The organism is Streptomyces sp. NPDC090045, assembly GCF_044747975.1.
Lineage (GTDB): Bacteria > Actinomycetota > Actinomycetes > Streptomycetales > Streptomycetaceae > Streptomyces.
In genome coordinates, this window is the sequence record NZ_JBIVFA010000016.1 from 155,114 (window position 1) to 171,832 (window position 16,719).

General features: G+C 73.1%; 20 protein-coding genes and 1 riboswitch. Of the genes, 11 read left to right on the plus strand and 9 right to left on the minus strand.

The features are described from left to right. Nucleotides 1-46: 46 nt before the first annotated feature. Nucleotides 47-133: riboswitch (cobalamin riboswitch) on the minus strand. A 158-nt stretch (nucleotides 134-291) separates the two neighbouring features. Together ACIPYQ_RS33685 and ACIPYQ_RS33690 are read right to left on the minus strand one after the other, a co-directional pair. After that, the gene (locus ACIPYQ_RS33685) at nucleotides 292-513 is read right to left on the minus strand and encodes a hypothetical protein (RefSeq protein ID WP_361757220.1); all 222 of its coding nucleotides are present in this window, start codon (nucleotides 511-513) and stop codon (nucleotides 292-294) included. 44 nt (nucleotides 514-557) lie between these two features. Next, on the minus strand, nucleotides 558-1,826 hold the full coding sequence (locus tag ACIPYQ_RS33690; RefSeq protein WP_361757223.1) for an inorganic phosphate transporter: 1,269 nt from the start codon (nucleotides 1,824-1,826) through the stop codon (nucleotides 558-560). A gap of 355 nt (nucleotides 1,827-2,181) precedes the next feature. Between ACIPYQ_RS33690 and ACIPYQ_RS33695 the strand changes: the two genes are divergently transcribed. Further along, on the plus strand, nucleotides 2,182-3,312 hold the full coding sequence (locus ACIPYQ_RS33695; RefSeq protein WP_401257861.1) for an alpha/beta hydrolase family protein: 1,131 nt from the start codon (nucleotides 2,182-2,184) through the stop codon (nucleotides 3,310-3,312). Between the two features lie 132 nt (nucleotides 3,313-3,444). Next, nucleotides 3,445-4,869 carry a hypothetical protein gene (locus ACIPYQ_RS33700; protein WP_401257863.1) on the plus strand — a complete coding sequence of 475 codons (1,425 nt, stop codon included), beginning with the start codon at nucleotides 3,445-3,447 and terminating at the stop codon, nucleotides 4,867-4,869. A 101-nt stretch (nucleotides 4,870-4,970) separates the two neighbouring features. Here ACIPYQ_RS33700 and ACIPYQ_RS33705 read toward each other — a convergent pair whose 3' ends face one another. Both ACIPYQ_RS33705 and ACIPYQ_RS33710 read right to left on the minus strand, forming a co-directional pair. Continuing rightward, the gene (locus tag ACIPYQ_RS33705; RefSeq protein WP_401257865.1) at nucleotides 4,971-5,366 is read right to left on the minus strand and encodes a VOC family protein; all 396 of its coding nucleotides are present in this window, start codon (nucleotides 5,364-5,366) and stop codon (nucleotides 4,971-4,973) included. A 63-nt stretch (nucleotides 5,367-5,429) separates the two neighbouring features. Next, entirely contained in the window at nucleotides 5,430-6,320 is an 891-nt protein-coding gene (locus ACIPYQ_RS33710) for a neutral zinc metallopeptidase (protein ID WP_361757232.1), read from the minus strand. Nucleotides 6,321-6,608: 288 nt separating this feature from the next. On the opposite strand from ACIPYQ_RS33710, the gene ACIPYQ_RS33715 reads away from it, so the two are divergent. From ACIPYQ_RS33715 to amaP, 8 genes are all read left to right on the plus strand, one after another. Next, nucleotides 6,609-8,207, plus strand: a complete 1,599-nt coding sequence (locus tag ACIPYQ_RS33715; protein ID WP_361757235.1) for an ABC-F family ATP-binding cassette domain-containing protein — start codon at nucleotides 6,609-6,611, stop codon at nucleotides 8,205-8,207. A 395-nt stretch (nucleotides 8,208-8,602) separates the two neighbouring features. Next, nucleotides 8,603-8,824, plus strand: a complete 222-nt coding sequence (locus ACIPYQ_RS33720) for a helix-turn-helix domain-containing protein (RefSeq protein WP_030010789.1) — start codon at nucleotides 8,603-8,605, stop codon at nucleotides 8,822-8,824. A gap of 159 nt (nucleotides 8,825-8,983) precedes the next feature. Further along, entirely contained in the window at nucleotides 8,984-9,763 is a 780-nt protein-coding gene (locus tag ACIPYQ_RS33725) for an enoyl-CoA hydratase/isomerase family protein (protein ID WP_361757239.1), read from the plus strand. Nucleotides 9,764-9,914: 151 nt separating this feature from the next. Beyond that, complete coding sequence (locus ACIPYQ_RS33730) at nucleotides 9,915-10,352, plus strand: Asp23/Gls24 family envelope stress response protein (RefSeq protein WP_382510831.1); 438 nt, start codon at nucleotides 9,915-9,917, stop codon at nucleotides 10,350-10,352. A 16-nt stretch (nucleotides 10,353-10,368) separates the two neighbouring features. After that, complete coding sequence (locus ACIPYQ_RS33735; RefSeq protein WP_030716925.1) at nucleotides 10,369-10,554, plus strand: hypothetical protein; 186 nt, start codon at nucleotides 10,369-10,371, stop codon at nucleotides 10,552-10,554. A gap of 7 nt (nucleotides 10,555-10,561) precedes the next feature. Further along, entirely contained in the window at nucleotides 10,562-10,930 is a 369-nt protein-coding gene (locus ACIPYQ_RS33740) for a hypothetical protein (RefSeq protein WP_361757245.1), read from the plus strand. Next, on the plus strand, nucleotides 10,927-11,481 hold the full coding sequence (locus ACIPYQ_RS33745; RefSeq protein WP_361757248.1) for a DUF6286 domain-containing protein: 555 nt from the start codon (nucleotides 10,927-10,929) through the stop codon (nucleotides 11,479-11,481). Before ACIPYQ_RS33740 ends, ACIPYQ_RS33745 begins: the two co-directional genes overlap by 4 nt. Then, complete coding sequence (gene amaP, locus ACIPYQ_RS33750) at nucleotides 11,478-12,044, plus strand: alkaline shock response membrane anchor protein AmaP (RefSeq protein ID WP_401257869.1); 567 nt, start codon at nucleotides 11,478-11,480, stop codon at nucleotides 12,042-12,044. The genes ACIPYQ_RS33745 and amaP overlap by 4 nt, the downstream gene beginning before the upstream one ends. 53 nt (nucleotides 12,045-12,097) lie before the next feature. Here amaP and ACIPYQ_RS33755 read toward each other — a convergent pair whose 3' ends face one another. The 5 genes from ACIPYQ_RS33755 to ACIPYQ_RS33775 form a co-directional block, all read right to left on the minus strand. Next, nucleotides 12,098-12,853, minus strand: coding sequence for an SDR family oxidoreductase (locus ACIPYQ_RS33755; protein ID WP_361757254.1), 756 nt, complete (start codon nucleotides 12,851-12,853; stop codon nucleotides 12,098-12,100). Nucleotides 12,854-12,862: 9 nt separating this feature from the next. Further along, nucleotides 12,863-13,651 (minus strand): SURF1 family protein, encoded by a 789-nt coding sequence (locus ACIPYQ_RS33760; protein WP_362236981.1) that lies wholly within the window; start codon nucleotides 13,649-13,651, stop codon nucleotides 12,863-12,865. Between the two features lie 94 nt (nucleotides 13,652-13,745). Beyond that, a complete protein-coding gene (locus tag ACIPYQ_RS33765; protein ID WP_030009585.1) occupies nucleotides 13,746-13,979 on the minus strand; it encodes a hypothetical protein in 234 nt (77 codons plus the stop codon). A gap of 108 nt (nucleotides 13,980-14,087) precedes the next feature. Beyond that, nucleotides 14,088-15,065, minus strand: a complete 978-nt coding sequence (locus tag ACIPYQ_RS33770; RefSeq protein WP_361757261.1) for a DEDDh family exonuclease — start codon at nucleotides 15,063-15,065, stop codon at nucleotides 14,088-14,090. A gap of 107 nt (nucleotides 15,066-15,172) precedes the next feature. Next, complete coding sequence (locus ACIPYQ_RS33775) at nucleotides 15,173-15,796, minus strand: TetR/AcrR family transcriptional regulator (RefSeq protein WP_401257871.1); 624 nt, start codon at nucleotides 15,794-15,796, stop codon at nucleotides 15,173-15,175. Between the two features lie 124 nt (nucleotides 15,797-15,920). On the opposite strand from ACIPYQ_RS33775, the gene ACIPYQ_RS33780 reads away from it, so the two are divergent. Continuing rightward, the gene (locus ACIPYQ_RS33780; protein WP_361757267.1) at nucleotides 15,921-16,718 is read left to right on the plus strand and encodes an acetoacetate decarboxylase family protein; all 798 of its coding nucleotides are present in this window, start codon (nucleotides 15,921-15,923) and stop codon (nucleotides 16,716-16,718) included. The last annotated feature ends 1 nt before the right edge of the window (nucleotide 16,719 follow it).

A 16,719-nucleotide genomic window follows, 5' to 3' on the forward strand; every position in this document is an offset into this window, starting at 1 on the left:
GTCCTCACTCAGGGTCCGCGCCCTGGTTCGACGTGTCCGGCGGCGAGAGTTCCTGGCTCCCGGGGCGCACGCGCGGCGTGCGCTCCCCGGTGACAGTGGCGGGACCGCGCCGGATTCGCACCGGACTTCCTCTCCATGCCGCCGTATTGGCTCGGGCAGTCCACCACGGGCCGAGAAGGCCCGTCAACTCGCCGTTGACCTGCGGCGCGGCCGGGGCGGGGAATGCGAAAAGCTCCCCCCGGGACAAACCCGGAGGGAGCCTTCACGCCTGGTCGGCCGCGGGGCGGCGGATCAGGCGACGATCAGGTAGATCCCGTAGCCCACGGCCGTCGCGATGACCGCGAAGCAGGCGTACGCGCCGCTGCGGGCGAGGGTGGCGGTGCCGCCCTGCTCGGTGGCGGTCTCGTGCTTGGACAGGCCCACCAGGCCCAGGGTGAAGAGGGCCACGAGGGCGACGGTGGCGAAGAGGCTGACCCCGAAGACGGAGCCGAGCGCTTCCCAGTCGATCTTCATACTGCCGCTTTCTGAATGTCCGGGTCTCGGTGTCTCTGTTGCGGTCAGACCGCGGCGGCCGGAGCCGCCGGGGTCTGCGCCGCGGCCGGGATGGTGGCCTTGAGGTCCTCGTCGGTGACCGCGGCGATGGTGCCGGCGGCGGCGACGGTCGGCGGGACGGTGACCGCGGCGATCGCCGTGGTGACGACACCCGGCTCCTCGGCGCGGGCCGGCTCCACCTCGTTGACGTTGTTGTGGTCGACGACCTGGCGGCGCGAGATCAGCCAGATGGCCAGGCAGGAGCCGATCAGGAAGAGCGTGACCGCGGCGATGCCGACGTCACCGATGCGCATGACCAGCTCGGCGCCGGCCGAGACCAGCGCGGCGGCCGGCAGGGTCAGGCCCCAGGCGACGAACATGCGGGTCGCGGTGGACCAGCGGACCACACCGCCCTTGCGGCCCAGGCCCGCACCCATGACCGCACCGGAGCACGAGTGGGTCGTGGAGAGCGAGAAGCCCAGGTTCGAGGAGGCGAGGATGACGGACGCGGCCGAGGTCTGGGCGGCGAAGCCCTGCTGCGGCTGCAGGTCGGTCAGACCGCTGCCCATGGTGCGGATGATGCGCCAGCCGCCCAGGTAGGTGCCCATCGCGATGGCGAGACCGGCGGAGACGATGACCCAGACCGGCGGGTTCGCGTCGGGTGCGATCGCGCCGCCGGCGATGAGGGCCAGGGTGATGATTCCCATGGTCTTCTGCGCGTCGTTGGTGCCGTGCGCGAGGGAGACGAGGCCGGCCGAGGCGATCTGACCGGCGCGGTACCCCTTGGCGGAGGTCTTCTCGCCGACCTTGTTGCCCAGCTTGTAGGTGAGCTTGGCGGCCAGGTACGCGGCGATGCCGGCCACCAGCGGGGCGGCGATCGCGGGGATGAGCACCTTGGTGACGACGACGCTGCCGTTGACCGCGCCGATGCCGGCGGAGGCGACCGCGGCACCGATCAGGCCACCCATCAGGGCGTGCGAGGAGCTGGAGGGGAGACCGACCAGCCAGGTGACGAGGTTCCAGAGGATCGCTCCGACCAGGGCGGCGAAGATCACCTCTGGCTGGATGCCCTCTTCGTTGACGAGCCCCTTGGAGATCGTCTTGGCGACCTCCACGGACATGAACGCGCCGACGAGGTTGAGCACGGCGGACATGGCCACCGCCGTCTTGGGCTTGAGGGCGCCGGTCGAGATGGTGGTGGCCATCGCGTTGGCTGTGTCGTGGAAACCGTTCGTGAAGTCGAACACGAGAGCGGTAATGATCACGATCCCGAGGAGAAGCGTTATGTGCTCCATTTACCCAGGCTTCTGTTTGACGTCAGTGGCTCGGCGACCGTAGGCAACCTGAGTGAACGGAAGGTGAACTGACTCGGGCGGAGTGGTGTACTGGCTCGGGGCGTGATCGGAACATTCGTCCTGATTCTGCCGTAGATAACTCGATAAATGCACGTCAAAGCCGGGTGAATGTGCCCCTCCGCACCGGCCTGGAGGTGTATGCGGCCCCCCGTCCGGGTGCCCGAATGAGACCTAGATCACTCCGCTCCCGGCGGCGGTGCGGCAGCCGGCGGAGCGATCTCCTCCGGTGGCGCTCCGATGGGGCTCCGACAGCGCTCCGGTGGCCCTCCGGAGCACCCGCCGGGACACTGGAACGGTGCGTACCGCGACAGCAACGGCAGCGGCCGTCACCACCACCCTCCTCGGCGCCGGTGCGGCCGCCGTCGCGGCCGGCCGGTACGCCGCCGACGCGGCCCTGCGTCCCGAGCCGGGACGCCCGCTCCCCGGCGGGCCACGGCTCAGCGTCCACTCCACCGCCGCCGGCCGGGTCACGCTGACCCGCTCCCTCGCCTCCCTGCGCCCCGGCACCTACGGCCTGGTCGCACCCGGTGTGCACGCGGTCGTCGGGCCCGTGGTCGCCGACGCCGACCCCTACCCGGACACCGTCGTGCGGCAGCTCCTCACCGTCAACCACGGCGCCCTCGCCCCCGGCACCCGGGTCACCCTCACGCCGCAGGTGTACGTCGGCGACCCGCGCGGCGCCCTCGGGCTCGAACACGCCGATGTGGACGTCCCCGGAGAGCTCGGGCCGCTGCCCGCCTGGTTCGTGCCCGCCGCCCGGGACACCTGGGTGATCACCGTGCACGGGCTCGGCGGCACCCGCGAGCACCCGATGGTGGTCATGCCCTTCCTGAACCGGCACCAGCTGCCCGTCCTGGACCTCGGCTACCGCGGCGACCTCGGCGCCCCGGCCCCGCCCGACGGCCTCGGCCACCTCGGTGAATCGGAGTGGCGGGACCTGGACGCCGCCATCCGCTACGCCGTGCGCTACGGCGCCCGCCGCGTGATCCTGCACGGCTGGTCCACGGGCGCCACGATGGCCCTGCACGCCGCCGAACGCTCCGCGCTGGCCGACCGGATCTCCGGGCTGGTGCTGGACTCGCCCGTGCTCGACTGGCACACGACCCTGCGCGGGCTCGCCGCGGCGCGCCGCACCCCGGCCGTGGTGCTGCCGCTGGCCGTCCGGGCGGCCGAGGGCCTCACGGGGCTGCGCGCCGACCGCCGGCCGCCGGGGGCGGACCCCGGAGCCGTGCGCGTCCCCGTACTGATCTTCCACGGCCCGGACGACACCCTCGCCCCCTGGGGCCCCTCCCGCCGGCTCGCCGCGGCCCGCCCCGACCTCGTCACCCTGCACACGGTGAGCGGGGCCGGCCACGGGGCCATGTGGAACGCCGACCCGGCCGGCTACCAGGAGGCCCTGCGCCGCTTCCTCACCCCCCTCATGTGAGGGCCTGTCATGTGAAGGCCGTGTGACGGAGCTGCGCCTGCGGGCGTGTTGTCCTGGTCTGCACCGCAGGCGGGCGGCGGTAACGGCCGATTCCGTTTGGGCTTTCGGCCAGTGACGGGCGAGACTGCTTCCGTGACGTCCCGAAAGCCTGATGAGCAGTTGGCTCGCGACTCCAGACTCCGACTCGTCTCCCCGCGTTCCGTCGCCGCGGCACGCAAGGCGGTGACCGACCGACGCACCCGGCCCGCCCCGAGGCCCCCGGCGGGCACCCCCGCCACGGCCGACCTGGCGAACCGGGCCCGGGCCTCGCTCGCCGACGCCGTGCGCCTGACCCGCTGGGCCGAGCGCAACCTCGGCGCCGGAGACGGCGGCCGGCCCGCGCCCACCGGCGCCCTGCCGGCCTCCGACGTCGAACGCGCCGCCGGGGAACTGGGCCTGACGCACGGACAGATCCGGGTCGGCTGGGACCGCGCCCGGCTGGCCGGCCTGGTCGAGGTGCACGGCGGCCACGCCCGGCCCGGCTGGCGGCTGCGGGCCTGGGACCGCGACGACACCGCCGTCCTGCGCGGCTGGGTCGCCCTCTTCGACGCATGGTCGCTCGTCCACCCCGCCCCCGCCGACATCGCCGCCTCGGCCGTCGCCGAGGTCGTCGAGGCGATGCCCCAGCTCCTCTCCCTGCTCCAGCTGTCCGCCGGCCCGGTGACCGTCCCCGACCTGCTCGACCTGCTCGGGCAGCGCGTCACCGAACTGCGCGACGAGCGGTGCGAGATCCCCTACGACGCCGAACCCGCGGCGGCGCTGACCGCCGCGGCCGGCTCCGCGGAGGCCCGCCCCGTCCCCCTCGCCCGGCTGCTGCGCTGGGCGCTCGGCGGACTCGCCGCCGTGGACGCCGTCACCCTCGGCCCCGCCCGGGCCACGCTCACCCCGCTCGGCAGCTGGGCCGTCTGGGTCAAGCTGGAGCAGATCTGCGTCGCCGCGCAGAGCCCCGCCGGGAACATCGAGCAGTCCGCCGCCGCCATGCTGCACGGCTGCGCCCGGCTCACCCCCGGCCCGGCCCGCGCCGAGTACCAGGCCTGGCTCGCCGCCCGGCCCGTCGGCCACGCCGTGGCCGAGCTGCTGCAGGCCGCCCGCGGCGAGGACGCCCTGCTGCGCGGCCTCGCCTTCGAGGCGCTGCGCGTCGTCGGCGCCCCCGCCGAGCCCGAGGTGCGCGCCGCCGTACGCGAGCCGGGCCTGCGCCCCTACGCCCTGCTCTGGCTCGCCGAGCACGACGGGATCGATCCCGACGAGGCTCAGGACGTGCTCACCGCCGAGGAGTCGACCTGGCTCTGGGTGGACACCGCGGCCGCCATCGCCGACCACGGCGAGGCCGAGCTGCTGGCCCGCCACCTGGACTCGGCCGTCCGGACCACCGTCCCCCGGCTGCTGGACGAGGTCCGCGCGGTCGGGCATCCGCGCACCGTGCAGGTCCTGGTCGCGCTGGCCGCCGCGCACCCCGACCCGGCCCTGGCCAAGGCCGTGCGCCGGGCCGCGTTCCAGGTCCACACCGGCGGCGCGTAGCCCCCGCCGGGCGCGGCGGGGCCGGCCCGCCCGGGGCGCCCGTGCCGTGGCGCGCGGGCCGGGCGCCCCGCAGGGCCGCCGCGCCCGCGCCGCCGCGGGTCTCAGACCTGCGGCGCGTACGTGCCGAAGCTCCAGAGGTTGCCCTCGGCGTCCCGGGCCATGTAGTCGCGCGAGCCGTAGTCCTGGTCCTTGGGTTCCATCACGATCTCCACCCCGTGCTCGGCGGCCCGCCGGTGGTGGGCGTCCACGTCGTCGACCACGACGTAGATCCCCGAGGGGCCCGCGCCCTCCATGGCCTTGTCGAAGACCCCGCCGGTGCCCTTGCTGCCCAGCATCACCACACCGTTGCCGTAGGCCAGCTCCGCGTGCACCACCGAGCCGTCCTCACCCTCGTACACCGCGACCTGGCTGAACCCGAAGGCCTCGGTCAGCAGCCTGATGGCGGCCTTCGCGTCGCGGTAGACCAGCGTGGGACAGATGGACGGAACGCCTGCCATGACGATCACTCCCTCTCGTGACGGTGACCCGCGTCACACCAGCATGGCAGGCGGCACCGACAGTCAGCGGAAGGTGTTGCACTGGGCCATGTCGCCCGTGCGGTAGCCCTGGTAGAACCACTGCTGCCGCTGCTCGGCCGAGCCGTGCGTCCAGGACTCCGGGGTCACCCGGCCCTGGAACTTCTCCTGGATCCGGTCGTCGCCGACCGCGGCCGCCGCGTCCAGCCCGTCCCTGATGTCCTGCTCGGTCAGGTTGGTGATCAGCGGCCGCCCGGTGGACTCGTCCGGGGTGCGCGTCGCGTTGTGCGCCCACACCCCGGCGTAGCAGTCGGCCTGCAGCTCGACCCTGACCGCGTTGCTGTTCGCCCCCTGTCGGCCGTCCTGGGAGCGCTGGAGCGTCCCGAGCAGGTTCTGGATGTGGTGCCCGTACTCGTGGGCGACGACGTACGCCTGGGCGAACGGGCCGCCGCTCGCGCCGAACTTCGTCCGCAGCTCGTTGAAGAAGCCCAGGTCCAGATAGACCTGACGGTCGGCGGGGCAGTAGAAGGGGCCCACCGCCGAGGTCGCGGCCCCGCACGCCGTGTTCACCCGGCCGGTGAAGAACACCGTCGACGCCGGGCTGTACTGGCCGCCGCGCCGGGCGAACTCCTGCCTCCAGAAGTCCTGGGTGCTGTTGACCACCGCGACCAGCCGGCAGTCCTCCCGCGCGTTCGCGTCCCGCCCCGTACGGCACTCCTGCTGCACCTCGTTGACGGAGGACGCGGCCGGACCCGGCTCCTGGTCCCCCGAGGACAGCCCCAGCTGCTCCGGACCCACACCGAAGAGCAGGCCCAGAATGAGCGCGATGATGCCGACGAGCCCGCCGCCGACCGTGGCCCTCCCGCCGGGGATGCGGCTGCCTCGCACATCCTTGACCTCGGAGGTGTCCAGGTCGGCGTTGTCGTCGAACTGCATCCCCGCACCGCCCTCTCTGCGTGGGGCCGGACGGGCCGCGTGGCCGCCCCTGCGGCGAGTATCGACCCATTCCTCCCGGTACGCGCCCCGGCCCTGCGCGAGGCCCTGGGCCGAACGGGGGACACGGAGCGGCGGCTCCCGCCCGCCGGGCGGCCCGGCCCGCGCCCGGAAACCAGTTGCACACCCCCGGTAGAATGACTCCCATGGCAAATCTCCTCGCGGATTAGCGGCGTCGAAGCTCGCGTCCTGCCCCCCTTCCGCCGTCCCGACCCGCCCTGGAGTATTTCCGTGATCACCGCCACCGGCATCGAGCTGCGCGCCGGCGCCCGCATCCTCATCGAGTCCGCCTCCTTCCGTGTCGCCAAGGGCGACCGCATCGGCCTGGTCGGCCGCAACGGAGCGGGCAAGACCACCCTCACCAAGTGCCTCGCGGGCGAGGGACAGCCCGCCGCCGGCTCCATCGCCCGCTCGGGCGAGGTCGGCTACCTCCCGCAGGACCCGCGCACCGGCGACCTCGACGTCCTGGCCCGCGACCGGATCCTGTCCGCGCGCGGACTCGACGTACTGATCAAGAAGATGCGCGCCAACGAGGAGCGCATCGCCACCGGCGCCGGCGCCACCCGCGAGAAGGCGCTCAAGCAGTACGAGCGCCAGGAGACCGAGTTCCTCACCAAGGGCGGGTACGCCGCCGAGTCCGAGGCCGCCACCATCTCCGCGGCGCTCAGCCTGCCCGACCGGGTGCTCGGCCAGCCCCTGCACACCCTCTCCGGTGGTCAGCGCCGCCGCGTCGAGCTCGCCCGGATCCTCTTCTCGGACGCCGACACCCTGCTCCTCGACGAGCCCACCAACCACCTCGACGCCGACTCCATCGTCTGGCTGCGGGACTACCTGAAGAACTACCGCGGCGGCTTCATCGTGATCTCCCACGATGTCGACCTGGTCGAGACCGTCGTCAACAAGGTCTTCTACCTGGACGCCAACCGCGCCCAGATCGACGTCTACAACATGGGCTGGAAGCTCTACCAGCAGCAGCGCGAGGCCGACGAGAAGCGCCGCAAGCGCGAGCGCCAGAACGCCGAGAAGAAGGCCGCGGCCCTGAACTCGCAGGCCGACAAGATGCGCGCCAAGGCGACCAAGACCGTCGCCGCGCAGAACATGGCCAAGCGCGCCGACCGGCTGCTCGCCGGCCTGGACGCCGTCCGCGTCTCCGACAAGGTCGCCAAGCTGCGCTTCCCGGACCCGGCGCCCTGCGGGAAGACCCCGCTGACCGCCGAGGGCCTCTCCAAGTCCTACGGCTCGCTGGAGATCTTCACCGACGTCGACCTGGCCATCGACAAGGGCTCCCGCGTCGTCATCCTCGGCCTCAACGGCGCCGGCAAGACCACCCTGCTGCGCCTGCTGTCGGGCACCGAGAAGCCGGACACGGGCACGGTCGTCCCCGGCCACGGCCTCAAGCTCGGCTACTACGCCCAGGAGCACGAGACCCTGGACCCGGAGCGCACGGTCCTGGAGAACATGCGCTCCTCCGCGCCCGACCTGGACCTGGTCGCCGTACGCAAGACGCTCGGCTCCTTCCTGTTCTCCGGGGACGACGTGGACAAGCCCGCCGGGGTGCTCTCCGGCGGTGAGAAGACCCGTCTGGCCCTGGCCACGCTGGTCGTCTCCTCGGCGAACGTGCTGCTGCTCGACGAGCCCACGAACAACCTCGACCCGGCCAGCCGCGAGGAGATCCTGGGGGCCCTGCGCACGTACAAGGGCGCGGTCATCCTGGTCACGCACGACGAGGGCGCCGTGGAGGCGCTGGAGCCGGAGCGGATCATCCTGCTCCCGGACGGCGTCGAGGACCTGTGGGGTCCGGACTACCGGGACCTGGTGGCGCTCGCCTGACCCGGGCAGGGCGCCGGCCGGCCCCCGGAGGGCCCCGGTCCGGGGCCGCTCCGACCCTGATCCAGTTCCTTATGGATCATTCGGCTCAGGGGTGATCCATCATCTGAGTGAGACGGTCTCGTACCGTTGCGCGTCGTACGACGGCCCCGGCCGCACCAGCGAAGGTGCGCGGCCGGGGCCGTTCGCTTTCCGCCGCCCCGCCTCTGACCTGGAGATTCCCGGCGGGGGCGGCGGAGTGTGACGGAAGTCATGCGGCGGAAGAGAAGATTCCGTTCTGCTCGGGTGTCCACGCCTCGGGAAATGCCGCCCTACCGACCTTGCTGAATGGGTGGCCAGGAAGCGTGGGAGGGGTGATCATGAGAAGTCCAGAGCGCACTTCCCATGAGGAGGCACGGGTGGCCGAGACTCTGAAGAAGGGCAGCCGGGTAACCGGCGCCGCGCGCGACAAGCTCGCGGCAGACCTGAAGAAGAAGTACGACTCCGGTGCGAGTATCCGGGCGCTGGCCGAAGAGACCGGCCGGTCCTACGGATTCGTCCACCGGATGCTCAGTGAGTCCGGGGTTTCGCTGCGCGGTCGCGGTGGCGCGACGCGGGGCAAGAAGGCGGCTACGGCCTGACCCTGGTCCCATCGGTTCCAACGCTCCAACGGCTTCAAAGCTCACATGTTCCGACGTTTCCTTCGGTGACCCCCGGTCGGCCCTCCGGTCGGCTGGGTGGTTACTGTGCAGTCACTTAGGCCGGGCTTGCGGCCGACTGCACACCGGAGGCATACACAGATGGCTCTGCTCGACAAGGACGGCGTACGACTCACCGTCGACGACACGGTCGCCACGGTGACACTGACCAATCCGGCCAAGCGAAATGCCCAATCCCCCGCGCTCTGGCGGGCTTTGGCCGAGGCCGGGAGGTCGTTGCCGGGCACCGTCCGGGTCGTCGTGCTGCGCGGTGAGGGTCAGTCCTTCTCCGCCGGGCTCGACCGGCAGGCGTTCACCCCCGAAGGCTTCGAGGGCGAGCCGTCCTTCCTCGATCTGGCGCGTGGATCGGACGAACTGCTCGACTCCACGATCGCCGAGTACCAGGAGGCTTTCACCTGGTGGAGGCGTAACGACATCATCTCCGTCGCCGCCGTGCAGGGGCACGCGATCGGCGCCGGCTTCCAGCTCGCGCTCGCGTGCGATCTGCGCGTGGTCGCGGACGACGTGCAGTTCGCCATGCGCGAGACCAGCCTGGGCCTGGTCCCCGACCTGGCCGGAACCCAGCCCCTGACCTCCCTGGTCGGCTACGCCCGCGCGCTGGAGATCTGCGCGACGGGCCGCTTCGTGCATGCCGAGGAAGCGGAGCGGGTCGGCCTCGCCAACCTGGTCGTCCCGGCCGACGAGCTCGACGCCGCCGTCCAGGACCTCACCACGGCGCTGCTGGCCCCGCCGCGCGACGCCGTGATCGAGACCAAGGCGCTCCTTGGCGCCGCACACTCCCGCCCGTACGACGACCAGCGCGCCGCCGAGCGCGCCGCCCAGGCCCGCCGCCTGCGGGACCTGGCGGGGCTCTCCGACTAGCCCGCGACTCGAACGCCGGTGGGGCTGGATTCGGCCGCGCCGAATCCAGCCCCACCGGCGGCCGAGCGGCGTAGTCCCAGGGCGCGGGAGCGCCGACGCGCTTACCGTGGTGCGGAGTGAGTCCGACTCCGCACGCGCGAAAGGGCACGCCATGACCGAATCCGCATCAGGCCGCGGTGGCTCCGGCAAGGAACCCGGCGACCGGGGACGCACGAGCATCTCCGACGGCGTGGTCGAGAAGATCGCCGGGCTGGCCGCCCGCGAGGTGGTCGGCGTACACGCCATGGGCAGCGGCACCGCCCTCTCCCGTACCTTCGGCGCCGTCCGCGACCGTGTGCCCGGCGGCCAGAAGGCCTCCGTCAGCCGCGGCGTCAAGGCTGAGGTCGGCGAGGTCCAGACCGCCCTCGACCTGGAGATCGTCGTCGACTACGGCGTGTCGATCCGCGACGTGGCACGGGCGGTCCGTGAGAACGTCATCTCGGCGGTCGAGCGCATGACCGGCCTGGAGGTCGTCGAGGTCAACATCGCCGTCAGCGACGTCAAGCTGCCCGACGAGCCCGACGAGGAGCCGGAGTCCCGTCTCCACTAGCCGAGAGGATCCCGCAATGAGCATGGCGATCGCCGGCCTGTTCGCCGGAATGGCCCTGGCGTTCGCCGGCTACTTCGGCGGTTTCGGCGCCTTCCTCCTGGTGGCCGCCCTCGGCGCCCTCGGATTCGTCGTAGGACGCTTCCTCGACGGGGACCTGGACGCCGGGGACCTGTTCCGCCGCCGTGACGACCGGCGCGGGTGAGGGGCCGATGAGCACGACCCAGCCCCGGGCCACCCCGCCACGGGTGGCCGCCGCCGACCGCGGGTCCACCCTCATCGCCGACCGGGTCGTCGCCAAGATCGCGGCCCAGGCCGCGAGGGAGGCGCTGGCGGCCCCCTCGGGCGCGCCCCCGCACGCCACCGTCACCGTGCACCACGACATCGCACGGGTACGGGTGAGCCTGGAGCTCGACTACCCCTCCGACCTCGCCGCCCAGTGCGCCGCCGTACGCGCCCGGGTCGCCCTCCGCGTCGAGGAGTGCGCGCAGATGTCCGTGCCCGAGGTGGACATCGACGTCGAGCACCTGCACTCGGCGCACACCCGGACCGCCGCCGGGCGGGACCGGCGGCTGCGGTGACGGCCCCCGGCTCCGGCCGCGCCCACCGGTTCCGCTCCGCCCGCCGGGTGCCGGCCGCGCTCACCGCCCTGGCCGTGCTGGGGGTGGCGGCGCTGTTCCTGTACGACCTGGCCGCCGTACGGTCCGGCCGGCCCGCCATGAGCTGGCGCCACGACCTCGCCCACTGGCTGGAGACGGCGACCCCCGCCGACCTGTCGGTGCAGGTGGCCGGCGGGGCCCTGGCCGTGGCCGGGGCGGTCCTCCTGCTGCTGGCGCTCACCCCCGGGCTCCGCCGGATCCTGACCATGCGCACGCCCGGCCAGGACGCCGCGGTACGGGCCGGTCTCGGCCGCAAGGACGCCGCGCAGGTCCTGCGGGACCGGGCCCTGGAGGTCTCCGGGGTGCGCTCGGTCCGGGTCAAGGTGGGCCGGTCCCGCATTGGGGTGCGGGCCACCTCGCACTTCCGTGAGCTGGACGACGTACGGGCCGACCTGGACGCCGTCCTCGCCGTCGGCGTCGAGGAACTGGGCCTCGCGCACCCGCCGCACACGCGCGTACGGGTCAGGAGGTGAGCGGGATGCTCGGGACGGTGAACCGGATCCTGCTGGCGGTGGCCGGACTGGTCCTGCTGGCGGCCGGGGCCGTGCTGCTGACGGGCACGTGGCCGCTGCACGGGCGGCACGCGCCGCTGCTGACGGCCGAGGCCAGGCACCGGTACGGGCACGCCGACGGCTGGTGGTCGTGGGCGGTGCTCGCCGGGCTCGCGGTGGTCGTGCTGCTGGCGCTGTGGTGGCTGCTGTCCCAGCTCCGGCGCCCCCGGCTGCCCGCGGTGGTCGTGGACACCGGGGACGGGGCCTTCGCCCTGCTGCGCGGGCGCGCCCTGGAGCAGGCGGTGGCCGCGGAGGCCGGCGCGCTGGACGGGGTCGCCGGCTGCCGGGTGGTGCTGCGCGGACGGCGCGGGTCGCCCGCGCTGCGGGTCGCACTGCAACTGGAACCCCACGCGGTCCCCGCCGACACGCTCGCCGCGGTGGCGGGCCCGGTCCTCACGCACGCCCGCGCCTCGGCGGGCCTCGCCGATCTCCCGACGGAGGCCCGCCTCTCGGTGGCGTCGCACCGGGCGCAGCGGGTCACGTAGCCCGGACGGTCCGGAGCCCCGGCGGCGGGGCTGGTGGAATACCCGAAGACGGGTCAGAAGCCGTGGCGGGAGCCGCCGTCGACCGGAAGCATGATGCCCGTCAGGTACGAGGCCGCCGGGGACAGCAGGAACGCCGCCGTGCGGCCGAACTCCTCCGGGGCGCCGTAGCGCCGCAGCGGGATGCGGGACTCGTTCCCGGCGCGGGCCGCGTCCGCGTCACCGCCCAGCGCGTCGAGCTCCCGCACGCGGTCGGTGTCGATGCGCGCCGGCAGCAGGCCGACGACCCGGATCCCGCGCGGGCCGAGCTCCACCGAGAGGGACTTCGCGAAGCCCGCCAAGCCCGGGCGCAGGCCGTTGGAGATGGTCAGCCCGGGAATCGGTTCGTGGACCGAGCCCGACAGGACGAAGCCGATGACCCCGCCCTCTCCCAGCTCGGCCGCCGCCGCCCGCGCGAGGCGGACCGCGCCCAGGAACACCGACTCGAAGGCCGCCGACCACTGTGCGTCGGTGTTGTCGGCCGCGAAGCCGGGGGCCGGGCCGCCGACGCTGATGAGGATGCCGTCGAGGCGGCCGAAGTGCTCGCGCGCGGCGGCGACGAGCCGCCCGGCCACCGCCGGGTCGGAGTTGTCGGCCCCCACACCCACGGCGTTCGGGCCGAGCTCGGCGGCGGCGTCGGCCGCCCGCTTCTCGTCCCGGCCCGTCAGGAGCACCTTCGCGCCGTCGGCGGTCAGTTCCCGGGCGGAGGCGAAGCCGAGGCCGCGCGTGGCCCCGGTGACGATGTAGACACGGTCTTTCAGTCCAAGATCCATGCCGACACGCTACGCCGTCACGGGCTCCTGTTCGGTGGCTTCGGCCTTGGCCGCCGCTTCCTCCCGGTCGCGCTTCTCCCGCCGTACGAGGACCACCCAGCCCACCGGCACCGCGGCCGTGAACAGCCACCACTGGACGGCGTACGCCATGTGGGGGCCGATCGAGTCGTGGTCGGGATCGGCGACGGTCTCGGGGCCGGCCTCCGGGGACGGAGCCGTGAGCTCCAGGTACCCGCCGAGAACCGGCCGGCCCAGGTACTCCGCCTGCTGCGCGCTGTTGATCAGCATGACCTGGCGGTCCGGCAGGCCCTTGCGGTCCTTGATGCCGCTGCCGCCGCTCGTCTCGTCGGCCTTCAGCCGGCCGGTGACGGTGACCTCGCCCGCGGGCGCGGCCGGCACCGGCGGGTAGGCGCGGGGGTCGTCGCCGCCCTGCACCCAGCCCCGGTTGACCAGGACCACCCGGCCGTCGGAGAGGACCAGCGGGGTCAGGACGTGGAAGCCGACCTTGTCGTCGTTGTCGGTGCGCATCCGTACGACGACCTCGTGCGCGGTGTCGTACGTGCCGGTCGCGGTGACCGCACGCCAGAAGTCCGCGCGGGGCACCCGGTGCCCCGGGGAGGTGACCTCGGTCATGGGGACCGGCTTCGCCCGCAGGTTCGCCTCGATCAGCTGGTTCTGCGCGACCCGGTGCTCATGGCGGTGGTACTGCCAGAACCCCAGCTTGATCATCACGGGGATGAGGGCGAGGGCGATCAGGGTGAGGAACACCCACTGCCGGGTCAGCACAAAGCGGTACACGCCCACGACGGTACCCCCAGCGCGGAAGACCCCGGCGGCCGGGTGGCCGTCCGGGGTCGGAGCGGGGGAAGGGGAGAGGGAGGGGACGGGGGATTCAGACGCGGTCGACGATGCCCACCTTCCCCTCGGCGCGGGCGCAGTGCGCCCCGCAGAACCACTGCCCCGCGACCTCCACGCCCTGCCCGATGATCGAGACCCGGCAGTGCTCGCAGACGGGCGCCATGCGGTGGATGGCGCAGGAGAAGCAGTCGAAGACGTGCACGGCGCCCTGCGCGTGCACCTCGAAGGACATGCCGTAATCGTTTCCGCAGACCTCACAACGTGCCATGCGCCGAATGCTGCGCACGGGGAGGGACCGGAACAAGATCCGGCGGGGTGAGTCGCCGCGCCTGCACCCGGCCGGCGCAACGGCCCTTCCCCGTCCCGGCGCCCGGGCTCAGGACTCCGCCGGGGCCACGTCCCGCAGCAGCTGGGTGAAGGCGGCCTCGTCGACGACCGGAGTGCCGAAGCCCTTCGCCTTGACCGTCTTCGACGTCGCCGAGTCGGGATCGTTCGTCACGAGGAGGCTGGTGAGCCGCGACACGCTCGTGGCGATGTGCAGACCCGCCTCGACGGCGCGGTCCTCCAGCAGCTCCCGCTCCACCGAGGTGTCACCGGAGAAGGCGATGCGCATGCCCTGCTTCAGCGGCTCGCCGTCCTCGTAGCGCCCCGGATTCGGGTGCGGGCACGGCGGCCGCTTGCGCGAGGGGCGCCAGCCGCCGCCCCGGTACGAGGACTGGTACCCCACGCGCGGGGCGGCGGCCGAGTCCGACCACTCCGTCAGCGGCCGGCATTCCAGCAGGGGCAGCCGTACGCCGCCCTGCGCGGCCGCGTGCAGGGACGGGCGGAACGCCTCCGCGAGCACCCGGGCGTCGTCGAGCGCGTGGTGGGCGCGCTGCTGGACCACGCCGAAGTGCGCGGCGAGTGACTCCAGCTTGTGGTTGGGCAGCGGGAGGTTCAGTTCCTTCGACAGGGCGATGGTGCACAGCCGCTGACGGACCGGCGCGGTCTCGGCGGCCCGCGCGTACTCCCGGGCGATCATCTGCCAGTCGAAGATGGCGTTGTGCGCGACCAGCACCCGGTCCGCGAGCCGGCCGGCGAACTCCTCGGCGATGTCCTTGAAGAGCGGTGCGCCGGAGAGCACCTCGCTCGTCAGCCCGTGGATCCACACCGGTCCCGGATCCCGCTGCGGGTTGACCAGGGTGTACCAGTGGTCCTCGACATTGCCCTGTGCGTCGAGCCGGTAGACGGCGGCGGAGACTATCCGGTCGTCGCGGGCGAGCCCGGTCGTCTCCACGTCGACGACCGCGTACCCCTGTGGGTACGCGGTCGGCCACGTCGTCTCTGCGGTCGTACGGTCGTCGAGCATGGTCACAGAGGATATCGGCCCCGACTGACAGCCGTGGCCGCGATGCGTCTCCTGCCCGGCTCCGCGACCGGTTCGCCGGCGCTCACGAGGGCGGAGGGGCCCGCCGGTTCGGCTCATCCGCCCGGCGCGAGCAGGGCGCGCACGAGGGCCCGTACGGACAGCAGGAACAGCCGTTCCGGGTCCGCCGGGCGGGCCAGGGCGCGGGCGAGGGCCGGGTCGTGGGGGGCCGCTGCCGGGTCCCAGAGCTCGCTCTCGGCCGGGGACTGCGCGGGGGAGCGCTCGCGGTTGCGCTCGACGAGCAGGAAGCCGACGATCTGGAACTGGATCGCCCGCACCGCGTCGGCCGCTCGGGCGCCGCGCAGTCCCGCGGCGTGCACCTCGTGGACGAGCGCCTGCTGCGCGGGCAGGAACATCCGCTCGGTGAGCCCGCGCTCGTGGACCATCGCGATCAGGTGCGGGCGCTCCCGCAGCTCGCGGCGCAGGATCCGGGCCACCGACAGGATGCGGTCGGCGGGGGTGCGGCCGACGGGCCTGATCGCGCCCATGTCCTCCACGGTCCGCCGCACGAGGGCGTCGAGCAGCGATTCGCGGTTGCCGACGTGCCAGTAGATGGACGTCACCGCGGTGCCCAGCTCGGCGGCGAGCTTGCGCATGGTGAGGGCGGCCGGACCGTGCTGCTTGACCAGGGACGCGGCGGCGTCCAGCACCTCGTCGTGGGTCAGCGCTGATCTGGCCATGGCTGGGGCCGCCGATCTGTCGGAGTGTCAGTTCTGGTGCGTGCACGGGTCTTTACCCTTCATCGGTGGCGGTGTAACTGTGTTACAGAACCGACTCCCCCCGAGACGAGGGATGGTGCGAGACATGGCACGCGTACGGTACGGAGCGCGGACCGAGGCCGAGATCGCGGCGTCGCGCGAGAAGAGTTCCAAGCTCCCCGACATCTGGTCCACCGGCGTGGTGGCCGTCTGGGAGAGCGACCCCGACGTCGTGGCGGCGGTCCTGCCGCCACCCCTCAAGCCGGCCGACCGGCCCCTCGTACGGGCCAACATCAGCAAGGTCGACCTGCCCGGCTACCCGCTCGGCGCCGGCTCGGTGGCCGTCGCCGCCCAGCACGGCGGGGTCGAGGGCTGGTACCCGCTGGTCATGCCGATGACCCACGAGCGCGCCCTGATCGGCGGCCGCGAGGTGTTCGGCGAGCCGAAGAAGCTGGGCGAGGTCACCGTCGAGCGCGACGGCCTCGTCATCCGGGCCGCCCTCGCCCGGCACGGCATCGCCTTCGTCGAGGTGCGCGGGGCGGTGGACCGGGCGCTGCCGCTGCCCGAGCCCACCCAGAAGACCGACTTCTACTTCAAGTTCCTGCCCGCCGTGGACGGTTCGGGCTTCGACGCCGACCCCGTCCTCGTGCACTGCACGCGCAACGAGAAGGTCCGCAAGCTGGAGCACATCACCGGGGACATCGTCCTGCGCGAGTCGATGTTCGACCCCATCGCCGACCTCCCGGTCCGCCGGATCGTGGAGATCACCATCGGCGAGAAGACCACCGACCAGAAGGGCCGGGTCGTCGAGCGGGTCAGCGCCCAGGCCCTGCTCCCGTACATCCACCAGCGCTACGACGACCCGATGCAGATCCTCGACGGCCCTCCGGAAGGCAGTGTCTGAC

Excerpts from the sequence above, each read along its gene's own strand:
- ACIPYQ_RS33730 (WP_382510831.1), top strand. The coding sequence starts at position 9,915 with ATGACCGAATCCGCATCAGGCCGCGGTGGCTCCGGCAAGGAACCCGGC.
- ACIPYQ_RS33780 (WP_361757267.1), top strand. The coding sequence starts at position 15,921 with ATGGCACGCGTACGGTACGGAGCGCGGACCGAGGCCGAGATCGCGGCG.
- ACIPYQ_RS33690 (WP_361757223.1), bottom strand. The coding sequence starts at position 1,826 with ATGGAGCACATAACGCTTCTCCTCGGGATCGTGATCATTACCGCTCTC.
- ACIPYQ_RS33725 (WP_361757239.1), top strand. The coding sequence starts at position 8,984 with ATGGCTCTGCTCGACAAGGACGGCGTACGACTCACCGTCGACGACACG.
- ACIPYQ_RS33775 (WP_401257871.1), bottom strand. The coding sequence starts at position 15,796 with ATGGCCAGATCAGCGCTGACCCACGACGAGGTGCTGGACGCCGCCGCG.
- ACIPYQ_RS33685 (WP_361757220.1), bottom strand. The coding sequence starts at position 513 with ATGAAGATCGACTGGGAAGCGCTCGGCTCCGTCTTCGGGGTCAGCCTC.
- ACIPYQ_RS33755 (WP_361757254.1), bottom strand. The coding sequence starts at position 12,853 with ATGGATCTTGGACTGAAAGACCGTGTCTACATCGTCACCGGGGCCACG.
- ACIPYQ_RS33735 (WP_030716925.1), top strand. The coding sequence starts at position 10,369 with ATGAGCATGGCGATCGCCGGCCTGTTCGCCGGAATGGCCCTGGCGTTC.
- ACIPYQ_RS33710 (WP_361757232.1), bottom strand. The coding sequence starts at position 6,320 with ATGCAGTTCGACGACAACGCCGACCTGGACACCTCCGAGGTCAAGGAT.
- ACIPYQ_RS33705 (WP_401257865.1), bottom strand. The coding sequence starts at position 5,366 with ATGGCAGGCGTTCCGTCCATCTGTCCCACGCTGGTCTACCGCGACGCG.
- ACIPYQ_RS33765 (WP_030009585.1), bottom strand. The coding sequence starts at position 13,979 with ATGGCACGTTGTGAGGTCTGCGGAAACGATTACGGCATGTCCTTCGAG.
- ACIPYQ_RS33740 (WP_361757245.1), top strand. The coding sequence starts at position 10,562 with ATGAGCACGACCCAGCCCCGGGCCACCCCGCCACGGGTGGCCGCCGCC.